The sequence below is a fragment of the Virgibacillus sp. MG-45 genome, from assembly GCF_036409425.1.
Lineage (GTDB): Bacteria > Bacillota > Bacilli > Bacillales > Amphibacillaceae > LDC-1.
The window spans coordinates 1-18,951 of the sequence record NZ_JAXOFU010000009.1; the positions used below are offsets into that span (position 1 = coordinate 1).

The window sequence follows — 18,951 nt, forward strand, 5'->3', positions numbered from 1 at the left end:
TATTCAGCAAAGACGCCAGCTTCCTAGATCGAACCATTGCGGCAGTTAGTCTCGTGCCTGTGCCAATCGGAAAAGTGCTTAAGGTAGCTAAGCTAGGAAAGTTAGGCTTCAGCGCCAATAGTTCAGGTAAAGCTACACGAGGCAGTGGTGCTGCAAGTAATGTGAGTAGGGGTACTAAGGGTACGGGTAAGATTGACAAGACATATAGCCGTCCGTCAGGTTATAGAAAAGGTGTTAGGGATGAAGCTTGGGAAAAAGCTAAAGGTGCAGATGGTGAAGTAAGAGACCCAGGTACTGGAAAAGTAATGAACAAAGAAGAACCATGGGATATGGGACATAAACCTGGATACGAATTTAGAAAGCATCAACAGAGTGCCCAAGAAAGGGGTATCTCAAGAAAAGAGTTTCTAGATGAACACAATAATCCAGACCATTACCGACCTGAATTACCTTCTTCTAACAGAAGCCATAAAGGTGAAGACTTGACCGACAATTATTTCGGAGATTAAAATTGTAAAGATTGATAAGGAGGTTTACTTTGAGTATTTCTAATGAGAATAAAATAATTGCAAAGACAGCACTACATGCTTTTGGTGGTAAACCTAGTGTCTCGAAATACTGGGACGAAAATAATGTCAGTAACATTGATTTGCTAACAACAGTCAATAGACCCTTTGACGGTGTATCATCATACTCAACTATTGGACTATCTGACCATTCAATTGAATTGACTGTTGATGAAACACCTTTGCAAATAGAAATAGTAGGAGCAAGTGCAACAGATTATGAGCAATTTCCCAATATACTGGCAAGCTGTGCATTTTGTATTATTAACTCAAAATTTTCAGTTTCCCATGGTAAAGTATTTCGAGATATAATAAAGATGTATTATCCCAATACTGAGATGAAACATGTGTTATTTGTGTCACCTTTCTTGTGGGAAGATTTAAAGACACTTGAATTTCCAAACAAAAAAGTGGCTTGGCTGCTAGCTGTTCCAATATCTGAGAATGAGTATCTATTTGCTCAAGAAAAAGGAACAGATTCATTAGAAGAATTATTTGAACAGGAAGAAATAGATATCTTTGATTTAGAAAGAGAATCAATATTGTAATTTTCTAGTTTGTTGACCTTGATTGGCTTAATGCCTTTCAAGGTTTTTTTAATAATTTAAAACGGATTATTATAACAAAACACCTTTGAATTTAAAGCTCATAATGGTGCAAACTTACGAGATTGGTTGCAGTGGCATTTAAATAAAACAACCACACTTACTACTCGATTTAAATTTACACACGAGAATGACAAAACTCGTTGTGATAAATAAGGAAATACACTTGTACAGAAGAAAAGGAATGAATCAATAAAAGGAAAAGTTTTATGTTAGGTAGACATTGAATAATGCTTAAGTGAAATTCAGAGCTCATGAAGGTAGTACCATCATGGAGTTTGGTTTTAATACTCGGATATGGTGACAAGTACGATAAATAGGCGAGATGACATTTTACATGGCAGGGGTGGTTATGACTTGGAATGACCCACGGACTAACGAGAGCGTACAAGCTCGTGGCGTTCAACAACGGGTAACGTTTAAGGATGTGTTTTTGCTAACTTGGCTTAATAGTTTTGGGTTGTATATTTACTAGAGACGGTCGTATAATACTCGCTATTCGTTTAAAAAGCGTTACATAAATTTTAATTTTCGTAACGGGAGGGTGAAGATTTGAACATTGCTGGGTATATACGAGTCTCAACGCAAGGGCAAGGCTTGAGATGGATATGGCTTGAAATATACGGATAGCTGTAATAATAAAATGTAAGCAGATGGAGCAGTGTACACCAGAGCCGAAAAGTCCGTCAATATTTGGTAAACTAGGATCATGGGCGAAAAAAGCGACTAAAAAAGCAGCCACGGGGTTACAGCAAGTAGGCGCAGGACTTGTCGTAGGAGCAAAAGTAGCAGGGAAAATCGGCATGAAATCGGCGAAATTCCTTGTGTTCGATGATGTAAATACCCTATTCAGCAAAGACGCCAGCTTCCTAGATCGAACCATTGCGGCAGTTAGTCTCGTGCCTGTGCCAATCGGAAAAGTGCTTAAAGTAGCTAAGCTAGGAAAGTTAGGCTTCAGCGCTAATAGTGCGGGTAAAGCTACACGAGGCAGTGGTGCTGCAAGTAATGTGAGTAAGGGTACGGGTAAATATCAAGTTGGAGCATATAAAGATATTAAAGGAGTAGAAGGACTTGATGCCCATCATGCAGGACAGAAGGCAGCAACGAAGAAATTAGTAGATAATTATGATTTAAATACGGCACCTGCAATTAATGTTCCAAAGGTGGGGCACACCATTAAAGGACCTAATGGAATAGTTTCTAGAAGTACAAAAGGAATAGATAATCCTAGACAGTTATTGGCAAGAGATATTAGGGAACTTAGAAGAGTCTATGATGACATACCGAATTCTGCTTTAAAAGAACTTATTGAATTAAACAAAAAAATGTATCCAGAAATGAGGAAGTAAAATGAATGATATTTTTGTTAAATGGCTTTATGAGTCTATCGTTAAAGAAAACCTTCAACTATATAAAGACTTGTATGAAACAACGAATGTTACTCCTAAAACAGATGATTATTGGAAAAAAGCTATTGGTTTTTACGACAGTTTAACTGAAGAAAATAAAGATACATTAATGAGGATTATTGAACAAACCATGATCGATACCATATCAAACATGCTAGGAGTAATTGATGGAAGTTCAACTTTAAAGGATTGTTCGTTAGAACCTAAATTACTGCTTGACTCTATTGATACAGAAGGAGAACTGCAAGAATCATTTTTAGAATTCATAGAAGAAAGAGGTAGTAACAGCTAATTGAAATTTTGATTAATGAGGTTTCCATAAAGCTCTTAAAAGATATTAGAAAGTTTAAATGAATTCTATAACCTTGATTGGCTAAATGCCTTTCAAGGTTTTTGTTTGAATACTAGCTACCATTTCCCGGAATGGTAGCGTTATTTGTACCGAATTAATCATTTTTTTGACTAATGATTTGCTTGCTTGGGAACGATGCACGTTTGCTTAGAGCAAGCTTGCGAATGGTATTCTTCTGGCTTCTTGTTGCAAGTTCCACGACGAAGCTATGGATGACGGACGCAATAATGATAGAAGCAATGACATCGAGCACAACATGCTGTTTAATAAATAATGTAGACAAAATGATTAATATTCCCATCATGTGTACGAACAATGTATTGAACAGATGCTTCTTTTTTATTTGAATAAAGGCGAGCATGATGACATACGTTGTTAATACATGAATGCTTGGGAAACAATTGTAGGGCTCATCGTTTTGATAAATAAATTGCACCATGCTTGTAATCCAGTCATTGCCTGCTAGCACAGGTCTTGGTACCGTTGTTTGAAAGAAGATATAAAATAAAAAACAAATTACTTCCCCAATAACGATCGTGATTAATGCATGATAATAAACCTTTAGATCCTTAAAGCAAAAGTAAATCATATAACCAAAAATAAAGGCGTACCAGATAATATAAGGAATAACAAAAATCGGTATAAAGGGGATATAGCTATCCACCTTTAGTGGAATTTCGATTGCTTTACTTGGTTGTGTATTTAAATAGGTATATATAAGTCCAAGAATTGGAAATATCAATAAAGAAAGTAAGTGTGGTACTTTTCGTTTCCAGCCACTCATTGGCTTTTCCCCCTGCGATTCAATTTTCTACGCGGCAAATGGGTCGAGTGTTTACCCCATTTATGCTATACCCAAAATAAACGAAACCAAAAATAGATAGTAAAATAAAAACGCTTTAACTCTGTAAAAAGGGTTAAAGCGTTTCTCCGTTATGGAGCATAGCGGGCTCGAACCGCTGACCTCTTGCATGCCATGCAAGCGCTCTCCCAGCTGAGCTAATGCCCCGAATACTGACCGTGATCTATTATATACTGAAAGTTCGTTCTTATCAAGCTGTTTTCATACTGTTACGCGTGTAACGACGGTACATCGTAACGCATTATATGCAATGGCTTTATCAAAGGCTACTGCCTACTTATACAACAAACGACAAGCTTGTTTCCCTCTTCTTTTGTTATTTGCCTCTTTTATACCATCACATAGAATAAAACAAAGGACCACCTTCATACGTTCGTAAGTCTACCCGATGGAGTAGGCTTTCCGGTAAGAAAGGGTCCTGTTTAGAAAGCTAAATAATAAAGTAAGCAAAGATTGATAAACAGATGGAAGCAATGGTCATTGCAAGTAAAGGCTTGAGCGCTCGAGCGCGTAAGTCCTTAAAGCTGACATTTAGACCAAGTCCAACCATAGCAGCGGTTAATAGCCATGAAGTAAGTGTGTACACTCCTTGCATGACATTATCCGATACGGGGATAGAATGCCCAAATACATAGCTTCCTAAAATACTTAACAGGATAAAGCCAAGCAAAAAGTATGGAAAGGCTACCTTTGTATTTTGTTCCCCGTTTGCAGCATTTTTGCGACGCATAAGGAAGATCAATATAAAGCAGAGTGGAACAAGTAAAAATACACGTCCGAGTTTTGCAAGTAATGCGATCGCAAGCGCATCCTGGCCAGCAGGTTCGGCTGCAATTGCTACATGTGCTAGCTCGTGTAGGCTCATACCTGACCAGATACCATAATCCAATGCATCAATTGGTAGGATTGGACGGAGTACGGTATAGACGATAGAGAAAACCGTTCCCATTAACGCAATAATTCCTACACCGATTGCAGTATCTTCATCCTTGGATTTGACGATTGGTGCAACAGCAGCAATAGCAGCAGCTCCACATACACCTGTTCCTACCCCAAGTAGTAAAGATATCATTTTATCTGCTTTGAGCACTTTGGCCAACCACACGGTCAACGATATAGCAAATAGGATGATTAACGCATCTCGAGCAAGTAAACCGAGCCCATCTCTTAATACGATATCAATATTCAGCTTTAAGCCATAAAGGATGATTGCTACACGAAGTAATCGTTTTGAAGAAAATGTAATCCCTGCTCGTAATACTTCTGGGTATCCGAATAACTGCCGATAAACAACGGCAATAATAATTGCACTTGCTAATTGTCCAACATGATTAAAACCTGGAACCATTGCTAGTAGATAGCCTAAAAAAGCAATAAAAAAAGTAAAACCGATGCCAGCTATCCAATTGTACATTGTGTTTGGATTTCTTTTCGGTGTTTGCTCTGTTTCCGATGTTGTGCTCATGAAAAACACCTCCTGATATATAGCATAGTTATTGTTTAACTATAAGTAAAATAAATCATTGTTATATATATGATAAGCAAAATGATATAGTAGGCATAAAAATGTGGAGTGAAAAGAACGTGGATCAACACTTGCTAGTATTTGTCACGGTAGTGCAAAACGAAAGCTTTTCCAAAGCAGCGAAGGAATTACATATGACCCAGCCTGCTGTAAGTCAATACATACGTACATTAGAGGAAAGCCTGGGGGCCAGGTTGCTCGAACGGACGAATAAGTATGTGCGCTTAAATAAAACAGGAGAAATTGTGTTTCACCATGACAAAGAAATAATCGGCCTCTATTCTAAAATGCAACACTTAGTAGAGGATGTAACAAATAAACCCCAAGGCGATATTACGATTGGTGCAAGCTATACGTTTGGAGAATATGTGCTTCCACATATTTTGTCCGTCTTGCAAAAGAAATATCCTGCCATTCAGCCGACTGTTACAATCGCCAACACGAAAACAATTGCTGAGCTTGTAGAAAGCCACCAATTAGATGTAGGCATCGTGGAAGGAGAATTAACAGATAACGAACTTATCGAAGAAAAGCTGGCAAAGGATTACATGGTGGTTGTTGCGTCACAAAAACATCCATTACTGGAAAAGGAGATCGTTACATCAGAAGCACTCGAAAAAGAGCGGTGGATTTTGCGGGAGGAAGGTTCAGGTACGAGAGACGCGAGTGAGAAGGTGTTTGCTCAATTAGAAATAAACCCGTCGAAGCGGATACATTTTAGTAGCACCCAACCAATTAAGGAAGCAGTTGAGGCTGGCTTAGGGGTTAGCTTGCTATCAAAGTGAGCCATTCAAAAGGAGCTTCGAAACGGTGATTTAAAGGTGCTAGAAATAGAAGGACTCCCATTAACGAGGCAATTTTCAATCATAACGAACGCGGTATATCAGACGAAGGCATTAGAAGTGTTTGTGGATCTTCTTCGAAAAAATGATGTATTAACTATCTGAATTTAGATTTGTTTATCCTGGAATGGTAAATCGCTTGGTGGGTAAAATGAATCATTTTTGCATGATAATAGCAAAAGCAGTGCTAAATTACTAGAAATTTACAAAAACTTAATTGTTTCCTCTTTGTTGGTATGGCATATTAAAAGTGTGTCATATTTCAATAATGTGTCATTCTATTATGAAATATGACAAAAACATTAAAAATGGAGGGAACCAATGAGACATGCAAATGTAAGGAAGGTACTTCATCTATTTCTTATTTTAGCGCTGATTTTTATGAATTATTCCACTGTATTCGCAATGAAGACCTCAGCTGCTAGTAATACAGCAGTGGCAAGTGAGCTGTTTATTTCCGAGTATGTGGAAGGTAGTTCCTATAATAAAGCGATAGAGCTTTATAATGGAACTGGACAACCAGTAGATTTAACCAATTATGAATTAGAGCTTTATAGTAATGGTGCAACACAACCAAGCCAACAACTTGCATTAACAGGAAGCTTGAATCATGGTGACGTTTATGTTATTGCACATAACCAAGCTTCAGCAGACGTATTAGCCAATGCGGATTTGCAAAATGGTTCCATCGTTAATTTTAATGGAAATGATACAATCGTATTAAAGAAAAATAATCAAGTCTTAGACATCATTGGAACGGTTGGCGATAGCGCGTATTTTGCCAAGGATGTGACGTTAGTAAGAAATGCTTCCGTTACTGCTCCGAATCCGATTTATACAATTTCAGAATGGACGGAGTATGCGAATGATACCTTTACGTATCTAGGAAGCCATCTAATGGATGGCGTCGATCCAGGAACACCACCTGACCCAGGAAATGGGGAGTATTCGATTGCTGATGCTCGTCAGTTAGCTGATGGGACAGAGGTGATCGTAGAAGGGATTGTTCTTGTCGATAATGTCGCAATCAGTACTGGCACACAATTCACGACTTACATACAAGATGCGACAGGTGGAATTAATCTATATAACTATAATCAGGGACAGCTTGCGAATGTTCAAAAAGGAGATAAAGTAAGAGTTACTGGTGTGCTAGATTCGTATCGCGGCTTAAAGGAAGTTGTCCCTACGACAATAGAAGTACTCGATTCTGGATTACCACTCCCAGCACCGAAATCGCTCACATTAGCACAGCTTCAAGATCCTGCAGTTGCGGAGACGTATGAAGGACAGCTTGTTACGGTGAATGGATTTATTAACAATATCCCTACCTCTCCTGCTGGTGGTGGATATAATGTTTCTTTCATAGACAAAGACTTTCATGGCACAACATTACGAGTAATGGAGAACGCCTTGGATATTACACAAGTTGCATCAGATCATTGGTATGATGTAACAGCAATTGTTAGTCAATATGATAGCTATCAGCTCATTCCTACTGAACAAGCTGATATTCAATTAGCGGCAGAGCAGCCGGCACCCCCTTCTGCAGAAGGAACCTATCAATCTACTGTAAAAAGTGTTACTGATGGGGATACGATTCACCTGCAAACCCCTGTATTAGGAGCAACAAAAGTACGTTTTCTAAACATGGATACACCAGAGACGTATACGGCACATAATAGTGATCCGGCTAGACAGGAAATCAACCAAAATCAAAAATATCATGGCGATTTAGCTACACAATATATCGGTCAACTTTTACAGCCGGGTGATGAAGTGCTTGTGAAGGTTGGGCAAGAGGCTACTGATAATTATGGAAGACTGCTGGCAGAAATAATTCGCAAGCAGGATGGCATGAACATTAATGTAGAAATGGTGCGGCAAGGCTATGCTGTAACCTATTTTATTGCGCCGTTTGATGAAGCGGTATATCCGACCTATCAGGCTGCAGTAAAAGAAGCAAAGGATGCGGGACGTGGTATTTGGAATCCACAAAATCCATTGCTTGAGCTGCCTTTTGAATTTCGAGCAAATGATGATCAAAAAGGATTTTCAAAATTTGTTGGAAACTCAGATACAAAAGAATATGTTCAACCAAATGATTGGGAGCTTGTACCAGTAGATAAGCGTGTGTTTTTCTGGGATGAACAGACAGCAATCGATTATGGCTATTCGCCTGTTGGCACAGGAAATCCAAATCCACAAAATGTACACGTTCAGCTTTTAGGCATGAATGATTTACATGGGAAAATTGATCAAGAATATGCACTCGATCCAGACGGTGACGGTACTTCAGATATGTATGGTCGTATGGATTATGTTGCTACTGCGATAAAAGAAAGAGAACAGGATAACCCGAATACATTACTTGTCCATGCTGGAGATATGATTGGAGGGAGCTCGCCTGTATCTGGCCTACTACAGGACGAACCAACCGTAGAAATCATGGAGGAAATTGGATTTGATGTAGGTACGGTCGGGAATCATGAGTTCGATGAGGGAACAACGGAATTATTACGGATGGTAAACGGTGGTGAACATCCAGACGGACTTGGTACAGCCGATTATGATGGCATGAATTTTCCACTGCTATGTGCAAATTGTGTTTACAAGGATACAGAAGAAACCATTATACCTCCTTACCATATAGCGGAAGTTGATGGTGTCGAAATTGGATTTATCGGTGTCAACACACAGGATTCCGCAAATATGGTCATGCCTGCGGGGATTGAGGATATTCGCTTTACAGATGAGACAGAAGCAGTTAACAACGCTGTTAGTGAGCTTACTTCGCAAGGAATCGAAGCAATTGTTGTGTTGGCACATATTCCAGCAGAACAAGACGGTACTAGTGCAACTGGTGAAGCCGCTGATTTAGCACGAAATATCGATGATGCCGTAGATGTTATTTTTGCGGGGCATAATCATCAGGTAGTAGATGGTGTGGTTGATAATAAGTTAATTGTTCAGGCGTATGAATATGGCAAAGCCTTCGCTGACGTGGATTTAGAAATTGATCGTACAACTGGCGATATTGTAAAGAAAGAAGCAGAAATTGTACACGTTAAGCAGGCAGACTTTACACCAGATGAAACGGTATCGGAGATTTTAACGACGTACACGAACCGAATCGCACCGATTTTAAATGAAGTAATAGGTTATAATGCCCAGGATCTCACAGGTGATTATTCGAATAACGGAGACCATGGTTTAGGGAACTTAATTGCTGATGGAATGAATGCTGCCATGAATAGTGATTTTGCAATGATGAATGGTGGAGGTATTCGAGATGATCTATTAGCAGGAGAAGTGACCTGGGGTGATTTATATAACATCCAACCGTTTGGCAACACATTGATGACGTTTGAAATAACAGGCAAGGATTTATATCCGATTGTAAATGCACAGCTATCGCCAACCTATGGCCCAGATTTCAGTATTAGTGGATTTCATTATACATGGGACCCTAATACGAGTCAGGTGGTAGATATTACACTTCCAGATGGTAGTCCAATTGATATGAATCAAGTGTATACGTTAACGGTTAACAATTATATGGGCACGTCTAATGGATCAAAATATCGTGCGATTAAAGAGCTAGGTAAAAATCCGGTAATCGGACCTTCAGATCTAGACGCAACTGTTGCGTTCGTCAAGTCACTGCAAAGCTCGGAAGTGAATCCAATCGTCTACGGTTCGGAAGGTAGAATCGCGATTGCGCAAGCGCCTACACAGGTTGAAATACAGCCAAAGAAAAATAATGGTACGGCGACTGTTCATACGAAGGATTTGCAACAACTTGAACAAGGAGCACATGTGCTAATTAATATTTATAATGAAAAGAAGCCACGAAAGCTATTGTTGAACAAAAAGCAAGTACAGATTCTGAAAGAAAAAGAAGTAATCCTAGAGGTTACGGATGGGCAAGTATCGAAAACATTTAATATGAAGGATGTTCCATCAGGTGTGCTGAAAGTAGATTTACAGCAAAAATAAGCCAATCATAAAAACTGTCCTACGGGGTTAAACCTATAGGGCAGTTTTTGTTTCCTGCTTTATTCTACTATTCATTTGTAAAAAATAGTAGGAAGCTAACGTTTAAATGTTTTGTGCGCAGTCAAACTGGTAATTTATTGAAAAATTTTTTTGGGGTATAGCTTGTAGGTCTTAATTTATAAATGTTTATAGGAAATAGGGTTAATAAATAAAAGATTCTATTAATTGACGAATATTCTATTTTTGACTAAAATACTTTTGTTACAGAAAATAATTATCAGTCTATTCTGTTATTACAGAGAGGATGCAAGACTACATGACAACACTTGATAAGGAAAAAATCGTCCAAAGCGTTCCCCAGAGAGGTTTTTTTGGACAGCCTAAAGGACTATTTACATTATTTTTCACAGAATTTTGGGAACGTTTCTCTTACTACGGAATGCGAGCACTACTTTTATTTTACATGTACAACGAAGTGGCCAATGGTGGATTAGGGATTGAAGATGGTACAGCTAAATCGATCATGGCGGTTTATGGCTCCTTAGTTTACATGTCTGGCATAATTGGCGGTTGGATCGCCGATCGGATATTAGGCACACAACGGACGGTATTCTATGGCGGGTTATTTATTATGCTTGGGCACATTGTTTTAGCATTGCCTGCAGGAGTGACCGCTTTATTTATCTCCATGTTCTTCATTATCATTGGAACAGGACTTTTAAAGCCGAATGTTTCTAATATTGTTGGTGATTTATATTCTCCACAAGATAATCGCCGTGATTCAGGCTTTAGTATTTTCTATATGGGAATTAATATGGGTGCGTTTATTGCACCGTTTATTGTTGGTACGCTTGGACAAGAGTACAATTACCATCTTGGTTTCGGAACAGCAGCAGTTGGGATGCTCATTGGTTTAATTGTATTTCTGGCTACACGTAAGAAATATCTAGGTTTAGCAGGATCTTATGTACCAAATCCGTTAGAGGATAATGAGAAGAAAAGGATTTTCACTCGAATTGGAATTGGGGTATTGATCATTCTCATCTTAGGTGCGATAACTATTCCAACAGGTATTTTAACAATTGATCGCTTTACTTTCTTAGTGAGTATGCTTGGAATTGTTATTCCAACGATTTATTTTATCGTTATGTATCGTAGTCCAAAAACGAATGAAGATGAAAAGTCTCGTCTGATTGCGTATATTCCATTGTTCATTGCAGCAATGATGTTTTGGGCAATTCAAGAGCAAGGGTCGATCATATTAGCTGAGTATGCTGATAAACGAACACAACTTGAATTTATGGGGATAGAGCTACAATCAGCATGGTTCCAATCCTTAAATCCATTATTTATTATTGCGTTAGCGCCATTGTTTGCAGGGCTATGGATTAAGCTAGGAGATCGTCAGCCATCGACTTCCAAGAAATTTTCGTTCGGGTTGTTTTTTGCAGGGCTATCCTTCCTTATTATGATCGTACCTGCATATATGAATGGAACAGATACTTTAGTAAGCCCAATATGGCTCATATTAAGCTTTTTACTAGTCGTACTCGGAGAATTATGTTTATCTCCGGTAGGGTTGTCAGCGACTACGAAGCTTGCGCCAACTGCTTTTTCAGCACAAACAATGAGTCTTTGGTTTTTAACAAATGCTTCCGCACAAGCGATTAATGCACAAATTGTAAAGCTTTATACACCAGAAACGGAAATCCTTTATTTTGGTGTGATTGGTGGAGTATCGATTTTGCTTGGTATTTTACTATTTACGATGTCTCCGATTATTCAAAAGTTTATGCGTGGTGTGAAATAGTCTAACGCATTTGCTTCGGCAAAGCGTATAACTGCAGGAAACGAGGAGGAAATTCACACTGCTTAAGTATCACTATTAAATATGCCTGTCTTCCATGTGAGAAGGCAGGTTTTCTTTATTTTCAAAGGGTTGCCCGTATTTTGCAGTTCATTTCTCGTAGGATTTACGTTATATTGTTACTAAGATACTAGTACGATTGTTTGTGCAATCTATTTTTAAAGGGTAAAGCCCATCTAGGAATATCACGGAGCGTCCAAGGAGTTTGGACACTTATTTAGTTCAATAGGCGGAAATAGTGCCTAAACAATATACGAGGAGGTATAACGGTGCACGATGTTGATGAGCGTTTTAAGATAGCGAATCGAGAAGCCTTAATTGGTGTAGGGCTAGTGTTGTTCAATTTTATCTGGTGGTTTGGCTTTGCTTATGGATTAGGCTCTAAATCTCCAGAAGAATATACGTATGTACTAGGAATGCCGGCATGGTTTTTTTATAGCTGTATAGTTGGTTTAATCGTGATGATTGTTCTCGTTACAATTGTCGTGAAAGTATTTTTTAAAGATATTTCCTTTGATGAAGAAGGAGCTGGCGAACAATGAATATGCAAGCATTGCTTCCTTTAGTTGCGATTGTCGTTTTCATTTTCTTAGTCGGGATATGGGCAGGAAAGTCTTTGAAGGGTTCGACTTCCTTTTTACAGGATTATTTTTTAGGAGGAAGAAGTCTTGGAGGCTTTATTCTTGCAATGACAATGACAGCTACTTATGGAAGCGCAAGTAGTTTTATTGGTGGCCCTGGTGTTGCGTACACACAAGGTCTTGGCTGGGTCTTGCTAGCTATGACACAGGTTGCGACAGGGTATTTCGTATTAATGATACTCGGGAAAAAATTTGCCATCGTGACGAGGCGTTACCAAGCAATTACGCTAGTAGACTTTTTAAAGGAACGGTACCAATCCAAGTGGGTAGTACTTCTTTCAGCATTTAGTATTATTATTTTCTTATTTTCAGCTATGGCTGCTCAATGGATTGGTGGAGCTAGATTAATTGAATCTCTAACAGGTCTTTCTTATTTAAATGCGCTGTTTATTTTTGCGATTACGGTTCTTCTTTATGTGACGGTTGGTGGGTTCCGAGCTGTAGCGCTAACTGATGCGATTCAAGGAGTCATTATGTTTGTTGGAACATTAATCTTATTAATCGCCGTCATTATCGCTGGTGGTGGTGTGCCACAAATTATGGCGGATTTACACGCGGAAAATCCGAACTTGTTAACGCCATTCGGTGCGGAAGGAAGCTTGACTCCAGCTTATGTGTCCTCCTTTTGGATTTTAGTCGGAGTCGGAGTAGTCGCACTTCCGCAAATCGCAGTTCGGGCCATGTCTTATAAAAGCGCTCAATCGATGCATCGGGCGATTATTATCGGTACGATTGTTGTTGGCTTCATTATGTTAAACATGCATCTCATTGGCGTATTTGCTCGCCCGATTTTACCAGGAATTGAGGTTCCTGATAAGGTCATGCCGTTAATTGCATTAGAGGTAATGCCGCCATGGCTAGCAGGTGTTGTATTAGCCGCTCCAATGGCAGCGATTATGTCAACCGTCGATTCGTTACTCTTGCTCGTAAGCTCTTCTGTAGTGAAGGACATTTATTTAAACTATATTCGACCAAACGAATCGAATGAACGCGTAAAAAAAATAAGCTTTGGTATTACGGCCTTGCTTGGGATACTTGTATTTGTCATGGCGTTAAATCCACCAGATTTAATTATTTGGTTAAATTTATTTGCATTTGGTGGATTAGAAGCTGCCTTTATTTGGCCAGTGGTAATGGGATTGTATTGGAAAAAGGGAAATAAATATGGTGCACTTGCTTCGATGGTAGCAGGAATTGGGCTGTATATTATTGGGGATCTCTTTTTACCAAAACCGTTTGGTATGCATGCGGTTGTCATGCCTGTAATTGTATCGTTTTTTGTTTACGTACTCGTCAGTTTGGGAACACAACGTAGAAATAGGTTGCAGCAAATGTAACGATGTTTCGAGCTGGAGGGGAAATAGATGGAGCGAATCATTTTATTTGATGGTGATTGCCATTTTTGTGATAAAAGTGTTCAATTTATTTTAAAGCGCGATCCAAAGGGTTATTTTAAGTTTGCTTCACTACAAAGTAAAGTAGGGAAAAGGATTAAGATCGCATTGCAAATTCCTGAATCAATTGATAGCTTTCTTTTCATTGATGGAACAACCTACTATACAAAATCGACGGCAGCATTGCGTGTAAGTGGAAAGTTAAAAGGGATATGGAAACTCGGTATTCTATTCCTCGTTATTCCAGTGCCGATAAGAGATTTTCTTTATGATCAGTTTGCCAAAAGAAGATATCGCTGGTTTGGAAAAAAGAAGGCGTGTAGGCTTCCTTCCAAGGAGATGCAACAACGATTTTTATCGGATGAAGAAGATATACCCGCTAATATAAAACAGCAATGAAAATATCCGCCTAAAGACGGACATCTCCTCCGTCTGAGGCGGCTTTTTATTAGCGGAATCCATGGTAAAATAAATGTACAAGCATAGGAAGTGGAGGGACGCTGATGCAGAAGAAGCGAAGAAGGGGATCTAAATTGCTCGGGATTGTTGGTCTTCATAATAAATCTACATTTACACAAACAGGGAATATTGATGCTACTGATTTAGCAAGTGTTAACATAATAACGAAGCATGCTAATGTGGAAGTTACTGTCCATGATGCGCCAAACATTGTGATTCGATTGCACACCTATGATGGGGGGCCAATGCTTTTTGTAAGACGGGATGGAGCTGTCGGTCATATTACTGCGCATTCAGAAGAAACGATGCTGTTTTCCAACACGCTTACAACTGCACGGTTACAGGTTACTGTTCCGAAGAATAGTGACCTATCATGGGACGTTCAAACAAGCTCTGGAAATATGACGATAGAAGAGCTTTCAGGTGAAAATATAAATTTAGCTGTACAATCAGGTGATATTTTTTTCAGGAAAGCAGATTTTCAGAATGTCCGGGTAAAAACAACTACAGGAGAAATAAAGGGATTGGATCTAGCTATGGAAGAGCTGCGAATTGAAACGTCATCAGGGGATGTTCGTTTAAATAAGATTACTGGAAATACATGGGTAAAAACAAACGCAGGGGATATTGATGTGGTAGACATGGAAGGAAATCGTATTGACCTACAATCCGCTTCAGGTGATATAGATATGGTGAACGTTTCTGTTCAACAGGCATTTTCCCAAACGGCTTCTGGCGATATAGAGGCAAAAGACATGTTCGCGACTAAGCTAATGACGATCGCTTCATCGGGAGATATGGTGTTTCAGAGCTTCACAGGGAAGGCGATGGGGCATTCGAGTTCTGGGGATATTCGTTTCATCCTCTCTGAAAATGGCGCGCTCGATTTAGAAACTAGTAGTGGGGACATTACGGTACGTTTTGAATTTGCCGAGGTTGATGCACATGTAACGATTGGGACGAGCAGTGGAAAAATAAATACGACCCTTCCGCTCCAAATTGATGAACAAAAGCAATTAACAAAGCAAAGGTCTGGCGTGATTGGAAATGGCACCAATGCGATTCGCTTAGCCAGTAGCTCAGGAGATATTCGTACCTTTTATTCCGCAAGCAACCAAAAGGAACCTCTCGTATGAGCCTGAGTGGAGGATGAAATAGAGAACCATCAGTAGGATGAAAGATAGCCCTCCTGATGGTTCGTTTCCTATTATAAAGAGGTTTTTGCAAAATCAATAAAGTAGTTTAATAGTGTCGGGTCATTGATGGAGTCTTTGTTAACCACTTTATTAATGTCATGTCCCATAAGAATTTTTTTAATTGGCACTTCAAGCTTCTTGCCGTTTAATGTTTTTGGTAAGGCGGGAACGTGATAAATAGCAGTAGGAACATGGCGCGGTGAGCAATGCTTACGAATTTGCTCCTTTATTTCTTTTTCTATTTGTTCAGTCAGACTGTTACCATACTTAAGCTGTACAAATAACGGAACAAATGAATCCCCATCCTCCTTAGGTATATCGACAATTAAGCTATCCTCTATTTCTTTAATATGATCAACTGCCCGGTAAATTTCACTCGTTCCGATTCGTATGCCACCACGATTGATTGTTGCATCAGAACGTCCGTATATAATGCATGTACCGCGTTCGGTAATTTTTAAGTAATCCCCATGACGCCATATTCCTGGAAACATATCAAAATAGCTTTCTTGTAAACGTGTACCTTCAGGGTCATTCCAAAAATAGATTGGCATGGATGGAAAAGGCGCAGTTAGAACTAGCTCACCAACATGATCGATTTTAGGTTCGCCATTATCAGTATAGCTTTCAATTCTTGCCCCCAGTCCTCTACATTGAAGCTCGCCAGCATATACTGGTAAGGTAGGTATTCCAAGTATAAAGGCAGTGCATACATCTGTCCCACCGCTAGCAGAAGCAATCCAAAGGTCCTCCTTTACGTGATCATAGCACCATTGAAAGCCTTCTGGAGGCAGTGGTGAACCTGTAGAACCGATACATTTTAAGCTGCTTAAATCGAATGTGCTTTTTGGATCGATGTTTCCCTTCATGCAAGCGGTAATATAGCTTGCACTCGTACCGAATACGGTCAGCTTCGTTTCTTCTGCTAGCTGCCAAAGCGTAGTTTGGCTTGGGTAAGCTGGATTTCCATCATATAAAACGATTGTACTCCCGGTTAGTAGGCCACCGACTAGAAAATTCCACATCATCCATCCTGTCGTTGTAAACCAAAAAAATCGGTCATCTTCATGAAGGTCTAGATGGAATGTCAATGCCTTTAAATGCTCAAGCAAAATGCCACCTTGGCTTTGCACAATCGCCTTTGGCTTTCCAGTAGTACCAGAAGAAAACAATATCCATAGCGGATCATTAAAAGCAACATGTACATAGGATAATGTCCTTTTTTCAGACTGTTGCTGCAATGCGTCCTGCCAAGTAATGGATTGTGTTAGAGCGCTAAAGTCAGCTTCTTGATTTAAATATGGAATTGTGATGGTCGTTTTTAAACTAGGAAGTGACTCTTGGATCGTTTTTGCTGTGGAAAGACGGGGAAAGGCTTTTCCGCCATACATATACCCATCTACCGTAATAAAAATTTTAGGTTCAATTTGCTGAAAGCGATCAATGACACTTTGCGTACCAAAATCTGGCGAGGCACTAGACCAAATAGCTCCGAGACTGGCAGTTGCTAAAAAAGCCACAACTGCTTCATAAATATTGGGAATATAAGCGACAACACGATCTCCTTTTTCCACACCAAGCTCTAGAAGTGTATGTTGGAGGGATATAGTATCCTGGTGTAGCTTTCCCCAAGTAATCTTTCTATTTTCACGGAGCTCAGAGGAATGAAGGATTGCTGTTTTGTTCCAATCGCGATTACGAAAAATATGTTCTGTATAGTTAACCGTTGCTTCAGGAAACCAGCTTGCACCTGGCATGCTATGACTACTTAAAACGGATTGATATGGCTTTTTCGATTGAATAGAAAAATATTCCCAGATGGATTCCCAAAACAGCTCTACCTCATTTACAGACCATTCCCAAAGAGAATGGTAGTCAGGAAAGCTTAATCCTTTATGCGTGTGAAGCCATGTTATGTATGCTTGAATATTCGATTGTGCTTTTCTTTTTTCATTAGGCTTCCAAAGCAAGGTGCCTTCTCTTATTTGCTTCATGTAATCCCTCCTGAATATTTTGATGATTATTACTATTATATTGGAAACGCTTACTAAATGTAAATGATGGACAACATGATTCAGGAATCGTACTTGTTTCTTGTTTACATAGAAAGCGATTTTCGATATAAGAAGCGAAAATCGCACCGCCTAAGGATAGGGGTGCGATTCTCCGAACTTGATAAACGTTTTTTCATCCTCAATAAGCCCACAAACGGCACATTGCACGCGATATTTGGGACCATTATAGGTTAAATGAAACGCTTCTGGCTCTTCAGACGTATAGTCATGTAGGATTTCTCCCGTTTTTGGATCGAGCTTCACCGGCTTTACTTGCTGTGTAATAACGTTAAAGCGTGAGCGATTCGTCTGACAGCTTGGACAAAGATAGCGATGAACCATTGTAACACCTCCATGTATAGTATTGCTTTTGAACGTGTTTTTTATCCCGCATGTAACGGCTGTTAATACGCCGCTTATGGACCTTGAACTATGTTTTACCCAATCGCTTAAAAATGAGCCTGTTCTAAAAGATTTCGACATATCCGGTCACCATTTGCTATATTATAGTATAATAGTGAAAGCAGTCATTTTTTTATAATGTTTGAGAGCAGGGTTTAAGATGAGTGTTTGGTATGAGTTGATTGGACAATATGGGTATATTGGTATTTTTTCTTTATTAACATTAGGAATTGTAGGACTCCCAGTGCCAGATGAAGTGTTATTAGCGTACCTTGGCTATGTAACATCCATTGGAACTATGAATTTTTCTCTAACATTTATTGTGGCTTTACTTGGATCGATTTGTGGCATATCAGTTAGCTACTTGTTAGGTATGAAGTTAGGAGAGCCGTTTATCAAAAAGTATGGCTCCCGTTTCTTTTTATCCGAAAAAACAATACAGCGTGTAAATCGGCTTTTCCATCGGTATGGTCCTATTGTATTAATTGGAAGTTACTTTATCCCTGGAATACGTCATGTGGCAGCATATATTGGAGGAATCTCTCGTTATTCCTTTAAACGCTTTGCTTTATTTGGCTATATGGGAGCTTTTTTGTGGGTGATGTTGTTTTTAGCATTGGGAAACGGATTGGGAGCAAATTGGGATATCATAACATCCTTTATGCATAAATATATGTGGGGATTTATATTCTTCCTTATGATATCGCTCTTCATTTTTTCAGGCTTCTATATTTATCGTACCTTTGGTGGAAAAAATCCCCCTTCACAATTTTAAGTG

The 18,951-nt window shown here is 39.2% G+C and carries 15 protein-coding genes, 1 tRNA gene and 1 pseudogene; 12 read left to right on the forward strand and 5 right to left on the reverse strand.

The features are described 5' to 3' along the window. From SPK86_RS10620 to SPK86_RS10635, 4 genes are all read left to right on the forward strand, one after another. Nucleotides 1–509: HNH/ENDO VII family nuclease (locus tag SPK86_RS10620; RefSeq protein ID WP_330949339.1), on the forward strand; the 509-nt coding region annotated here is incomplete at its 5' end. Between the two features lie 29 nt (nt 510–538). After that, nucleotides 539–1,114 (forward strand): suppressor of fused domain protein, encoded by a 576-nt coding sequence (locus tag SPK86_RS10625; protein ID WP_330949340.1) that lies wholly within the window; start codon nt 539–541, stop codon nt 1,112–1,114. Between the two features lie 710 nt (nt 1,115–1,824). Then, nucleotides 1,825–2,520 (forward strand): hypothetical protein, encoded by a 696-nt coding sequence (locus tag SPK86_RS10630; RefSeq protein WP_284140769.1) that lies wholly within the window; start codon nt 1,825–1,827, stop codon nt 2,518–2,520. Between the two features lies 1 nt (nt 2,521). Next, entirely contained in the window at nt 2,522–2,872 is a 351-nt protein-coding gene (locus SPK86_RS10635; RefSeq protein WP_284140770.1) for a transposase, read from the forward strand. 154 nt (nt 2,873–3,026) lie between these two features. Here SPK86_RS10635 and SPK86_RS10640 read toward each other — a convergent pair whose 3' ends face one another. The 3 genes from SPK86_RS10640 to SPK86_RS10650 all read right to left on the reverse strand — a co-directional run bounded on the left by SPK86_RS10640 (nt 3,027) and on the right by SPK86_RS10650 (nt 5,259). Beyond that, a complete protein-coding gene (locus SPK86_RS10640; protein ID WP_330949341.1) occupies nt 3,027–3,716 on the reverse strand; it encodes a phosphatase PAP2 family protein in 690 nt (229 codons plus the stop codon). A 152-nt stretch (nt 3,717–3,868) separates the two neighbouring features. Next, nucleotides 3,869–3,941 (reverse strand) — tRNA-Ala (locus tag SPK86_RS10645). A gap of 283 nt (nt 3,942–4,224) precedes the next feature. Next, a complete protein-coding gene (locus tag SPK86_RS10650; RefSeq protein WP_284140772.1) occupies nt 4,225–5,259 on the reverse strand; it encodes a YeiH family protein in 1,035 nt (344 codons plus the stop codon). Between the two features lie 119 nt (nt 5,260–5,378). Between SPK86_RS10650 and SPK86_RS10655 the strand changes: the two are divergent. The 7 genes and pseudogenes from SPK86_RS10655 (at nt 5,379) to SPK86_RS10685 (ending at nt 15,657) form a co-directional block, all read left to right on the forward strand. Further along, nucleotides 5,379–6,266, forward strand: a pseudogene (locus SPK86_RS10655) (LysR family transcriptional regulator). Between the two features lie 216 nt (nt 6,267–6,482). Beyond that, nucleotides 6,483–10,160 (forward strand): 5'-nucleotidase C-terminal domain-containing protein, encoded by a 3,678-nt coding sequence (locus SPK86_RS10660; RefSeq protein WP_330949342.1) that lies wholly within the window; start codon nt 6,483–6,485, stop codon nt 10,158–10,160. A gap of 316 nt (nt 10,161–10,476) precedes the next feature. Next, complete coding sequence (locus tag SPK86_RS10665) at nt 10,477–11,970, forward strand: peptide MFS transporter (RefSeq protein WP_284140775.1); 1,494 nt, start codon at nt 10,477–10,479, stop codon at nt 11,968–11,970. Nucleotides 11,971–12,296: 326 nt separating this feature from the next. Next, a complete protein-coding gene (locus SPK86_RS10670; RefSeq protein ID WP_330949343.1) occupies nt 12,297–12,569 on the forward strand; it encodes a YhdT family protein in 273 nt (90 codons plus the stop codon). Further along, nucleotides 12,566–14,005 (forward strand): sodium/pantothenate symporter, encoded by a 1,440-nt coding sequence (panF, locus tag SPK86_RS10675; protein ID WP_330949344.1) that lies wholly within the window; start codon nt 12,566–12,568, stop codon nt 14,003–14,005. The genes SPK86_RS10670 and panF overlap by 4 nt, the downstream gene beginning before the upstream one ends. 27 nt (nt 14,006–14,032) lie before the next feature. Continuing rightward, nucleotides 14,033–14,461, forward strand: a complete 429-nt coding sequence (locus SPK86_RS10680) for a thiol-disulfide oxidoreductase DCC family protein (protein ID WP_284140777.1) — start codon at nt 14,033–14,035, stop codon at nt 14,459–14,461. Between the two features lie 104 nt (nt 14,462–14,565). Further along, nucleotides 14,566–15,657: a DUF4097 family beta strand repeat-containing protein gene (locus SPK86_RS10685; RefSeq protein WP_330949345.1), complete on the forward strand. Its 1,092-nt coding sequence runs from the start codon at nt 14,566–14,568 to the stop codon at nt 15,655–15,657. A 71-nt stretch (nt 15,658–15,728) separates the two neighbouring features. Here SPK86_RS10685 and SPK86_RS10690 read toward each other — a convergent pair whose 3' ends face one another. Next, nucleotides 15,729–17,711, reverse strand: coding sequence for an acetoacetate--CoA ligase (locus tag SPK86_RS10690; protein WP_284140779.1), 1,983 nt, complete (start codon nt 17,709–17,711; stop codon nt 15,729–15,731). A gap of 150 nt (nt 17,712–17,861) precedes the next feature. Then, the gene (locus SPK86_RS10695; protein ID WP_284140780.1) at nt 17,862–18,113 is read right to left on the reverse strand and encodes a DNA alkylation repair protein; all 252 of its coding nucleotides are present in this window, start codon (nt 18,111–18,113) and stop codon (nt 17,862–17,864) included. Nucleotides 18,114–18,333: 220 nt separating this feature from the next. On the opposite strand from SPK86_RS10695, the gene SPK86_RS10700 reads away from it, so the two are divergent. Further along, nucleotides 18,334–18,948 carry a DedA family protein gene (locus SPK86_RS10700; protein WP_284140781.1) on the forward strand — a complete coding sequence of 205 codons (615 nt, stop codon included), beginning with the start codon at nt 18,334–18,336 and terminating at the stop codon, nt 18,946–18,948. Nucleotides 18,949–18,951 lie beyond the last annotated feature (3 nt).

Coding starts and splice junctions, on each gene's coding strand:
- SPK86_RS10630 (WP_284140769.1), top strand. CDS start 1,825: ATGGAGCAGTGTACACCAGAGCCGAAAAGTCCGTCAATATTTGGTAAA.
- SPK86_RS10635 (WP_284140770.1), top strand. CDS start 2,522: ATGAATGATATTTTTGTTAAATGGCTTTATGAGTCTATCGTTAAAGAA.
- SPK86_RS10640 (WP_330949341.1), bottom strand. CDS start 3,716: ATGAGTGGCTGGAAACGAAAAGTACCACACTTACTTTCTTTATTGATA.
- SPK86_RS10650 (WP_284140772.1), bottom strand. CDS start 5,259: ATGAGCACAACATCGGAAACAGAGCAAACACCGAAAAGAAATCCAAAC.
- SPK86_RS10660 (WP_330949342.1), top strand. CDS start 6,483: ATGAGACATGCAAATGTAAGGAAGGTACTTCATCTATTTCTTATTTTA.
- SPK86_RS10665 (WP_284140775.1), top strand. CDS start 10,477: ATGACAACACTTGATAAGGAAAAAATCGTCCAAAGCGTTCCCCAGAGA.
- panF (WP_330949344.1), top strand. CDS start 12,566: ATGAATATGCAAGCATTGCTTCCTTTAGTTGCGATTGTCGTTTTCATT.
- SPK86_RS10680 (WP_284140777.1), top strand. CDS start 14,033: ATGGAGCGAATCATTTTATTTGATGGTGATTGCCATTTTTGTGATAAA.
- SPK86_RS10685 (WP_330949345.1), top strand. CDS start 14,566: ATGCAGAAGAAGCGAAGAAGGGGATCTAAATTGCTCGGGATTGTTGGT.
- SPK86_RS10690 (WP_284140779.1), bottom strand. CDS start 17,711: ATGAAGCAAATAAGAGAAGGCACCTTGCTTTGGAAGCCTAATGAAAAA.
- SPK86_RS10695 (WP_284140780.1), bottom strand. CDS start 18,113: ATGGTTCATCGCTATCTTTGTCCAAGCTGTCAGACGAATCGCTCACGC.
- SPK86_RS10700 (WP_284140781.1), top strand. CDS start 18,334: ATGAGTGTTTGGTATGAGTTGATTGGACAATATGGGTATATTGGTATT.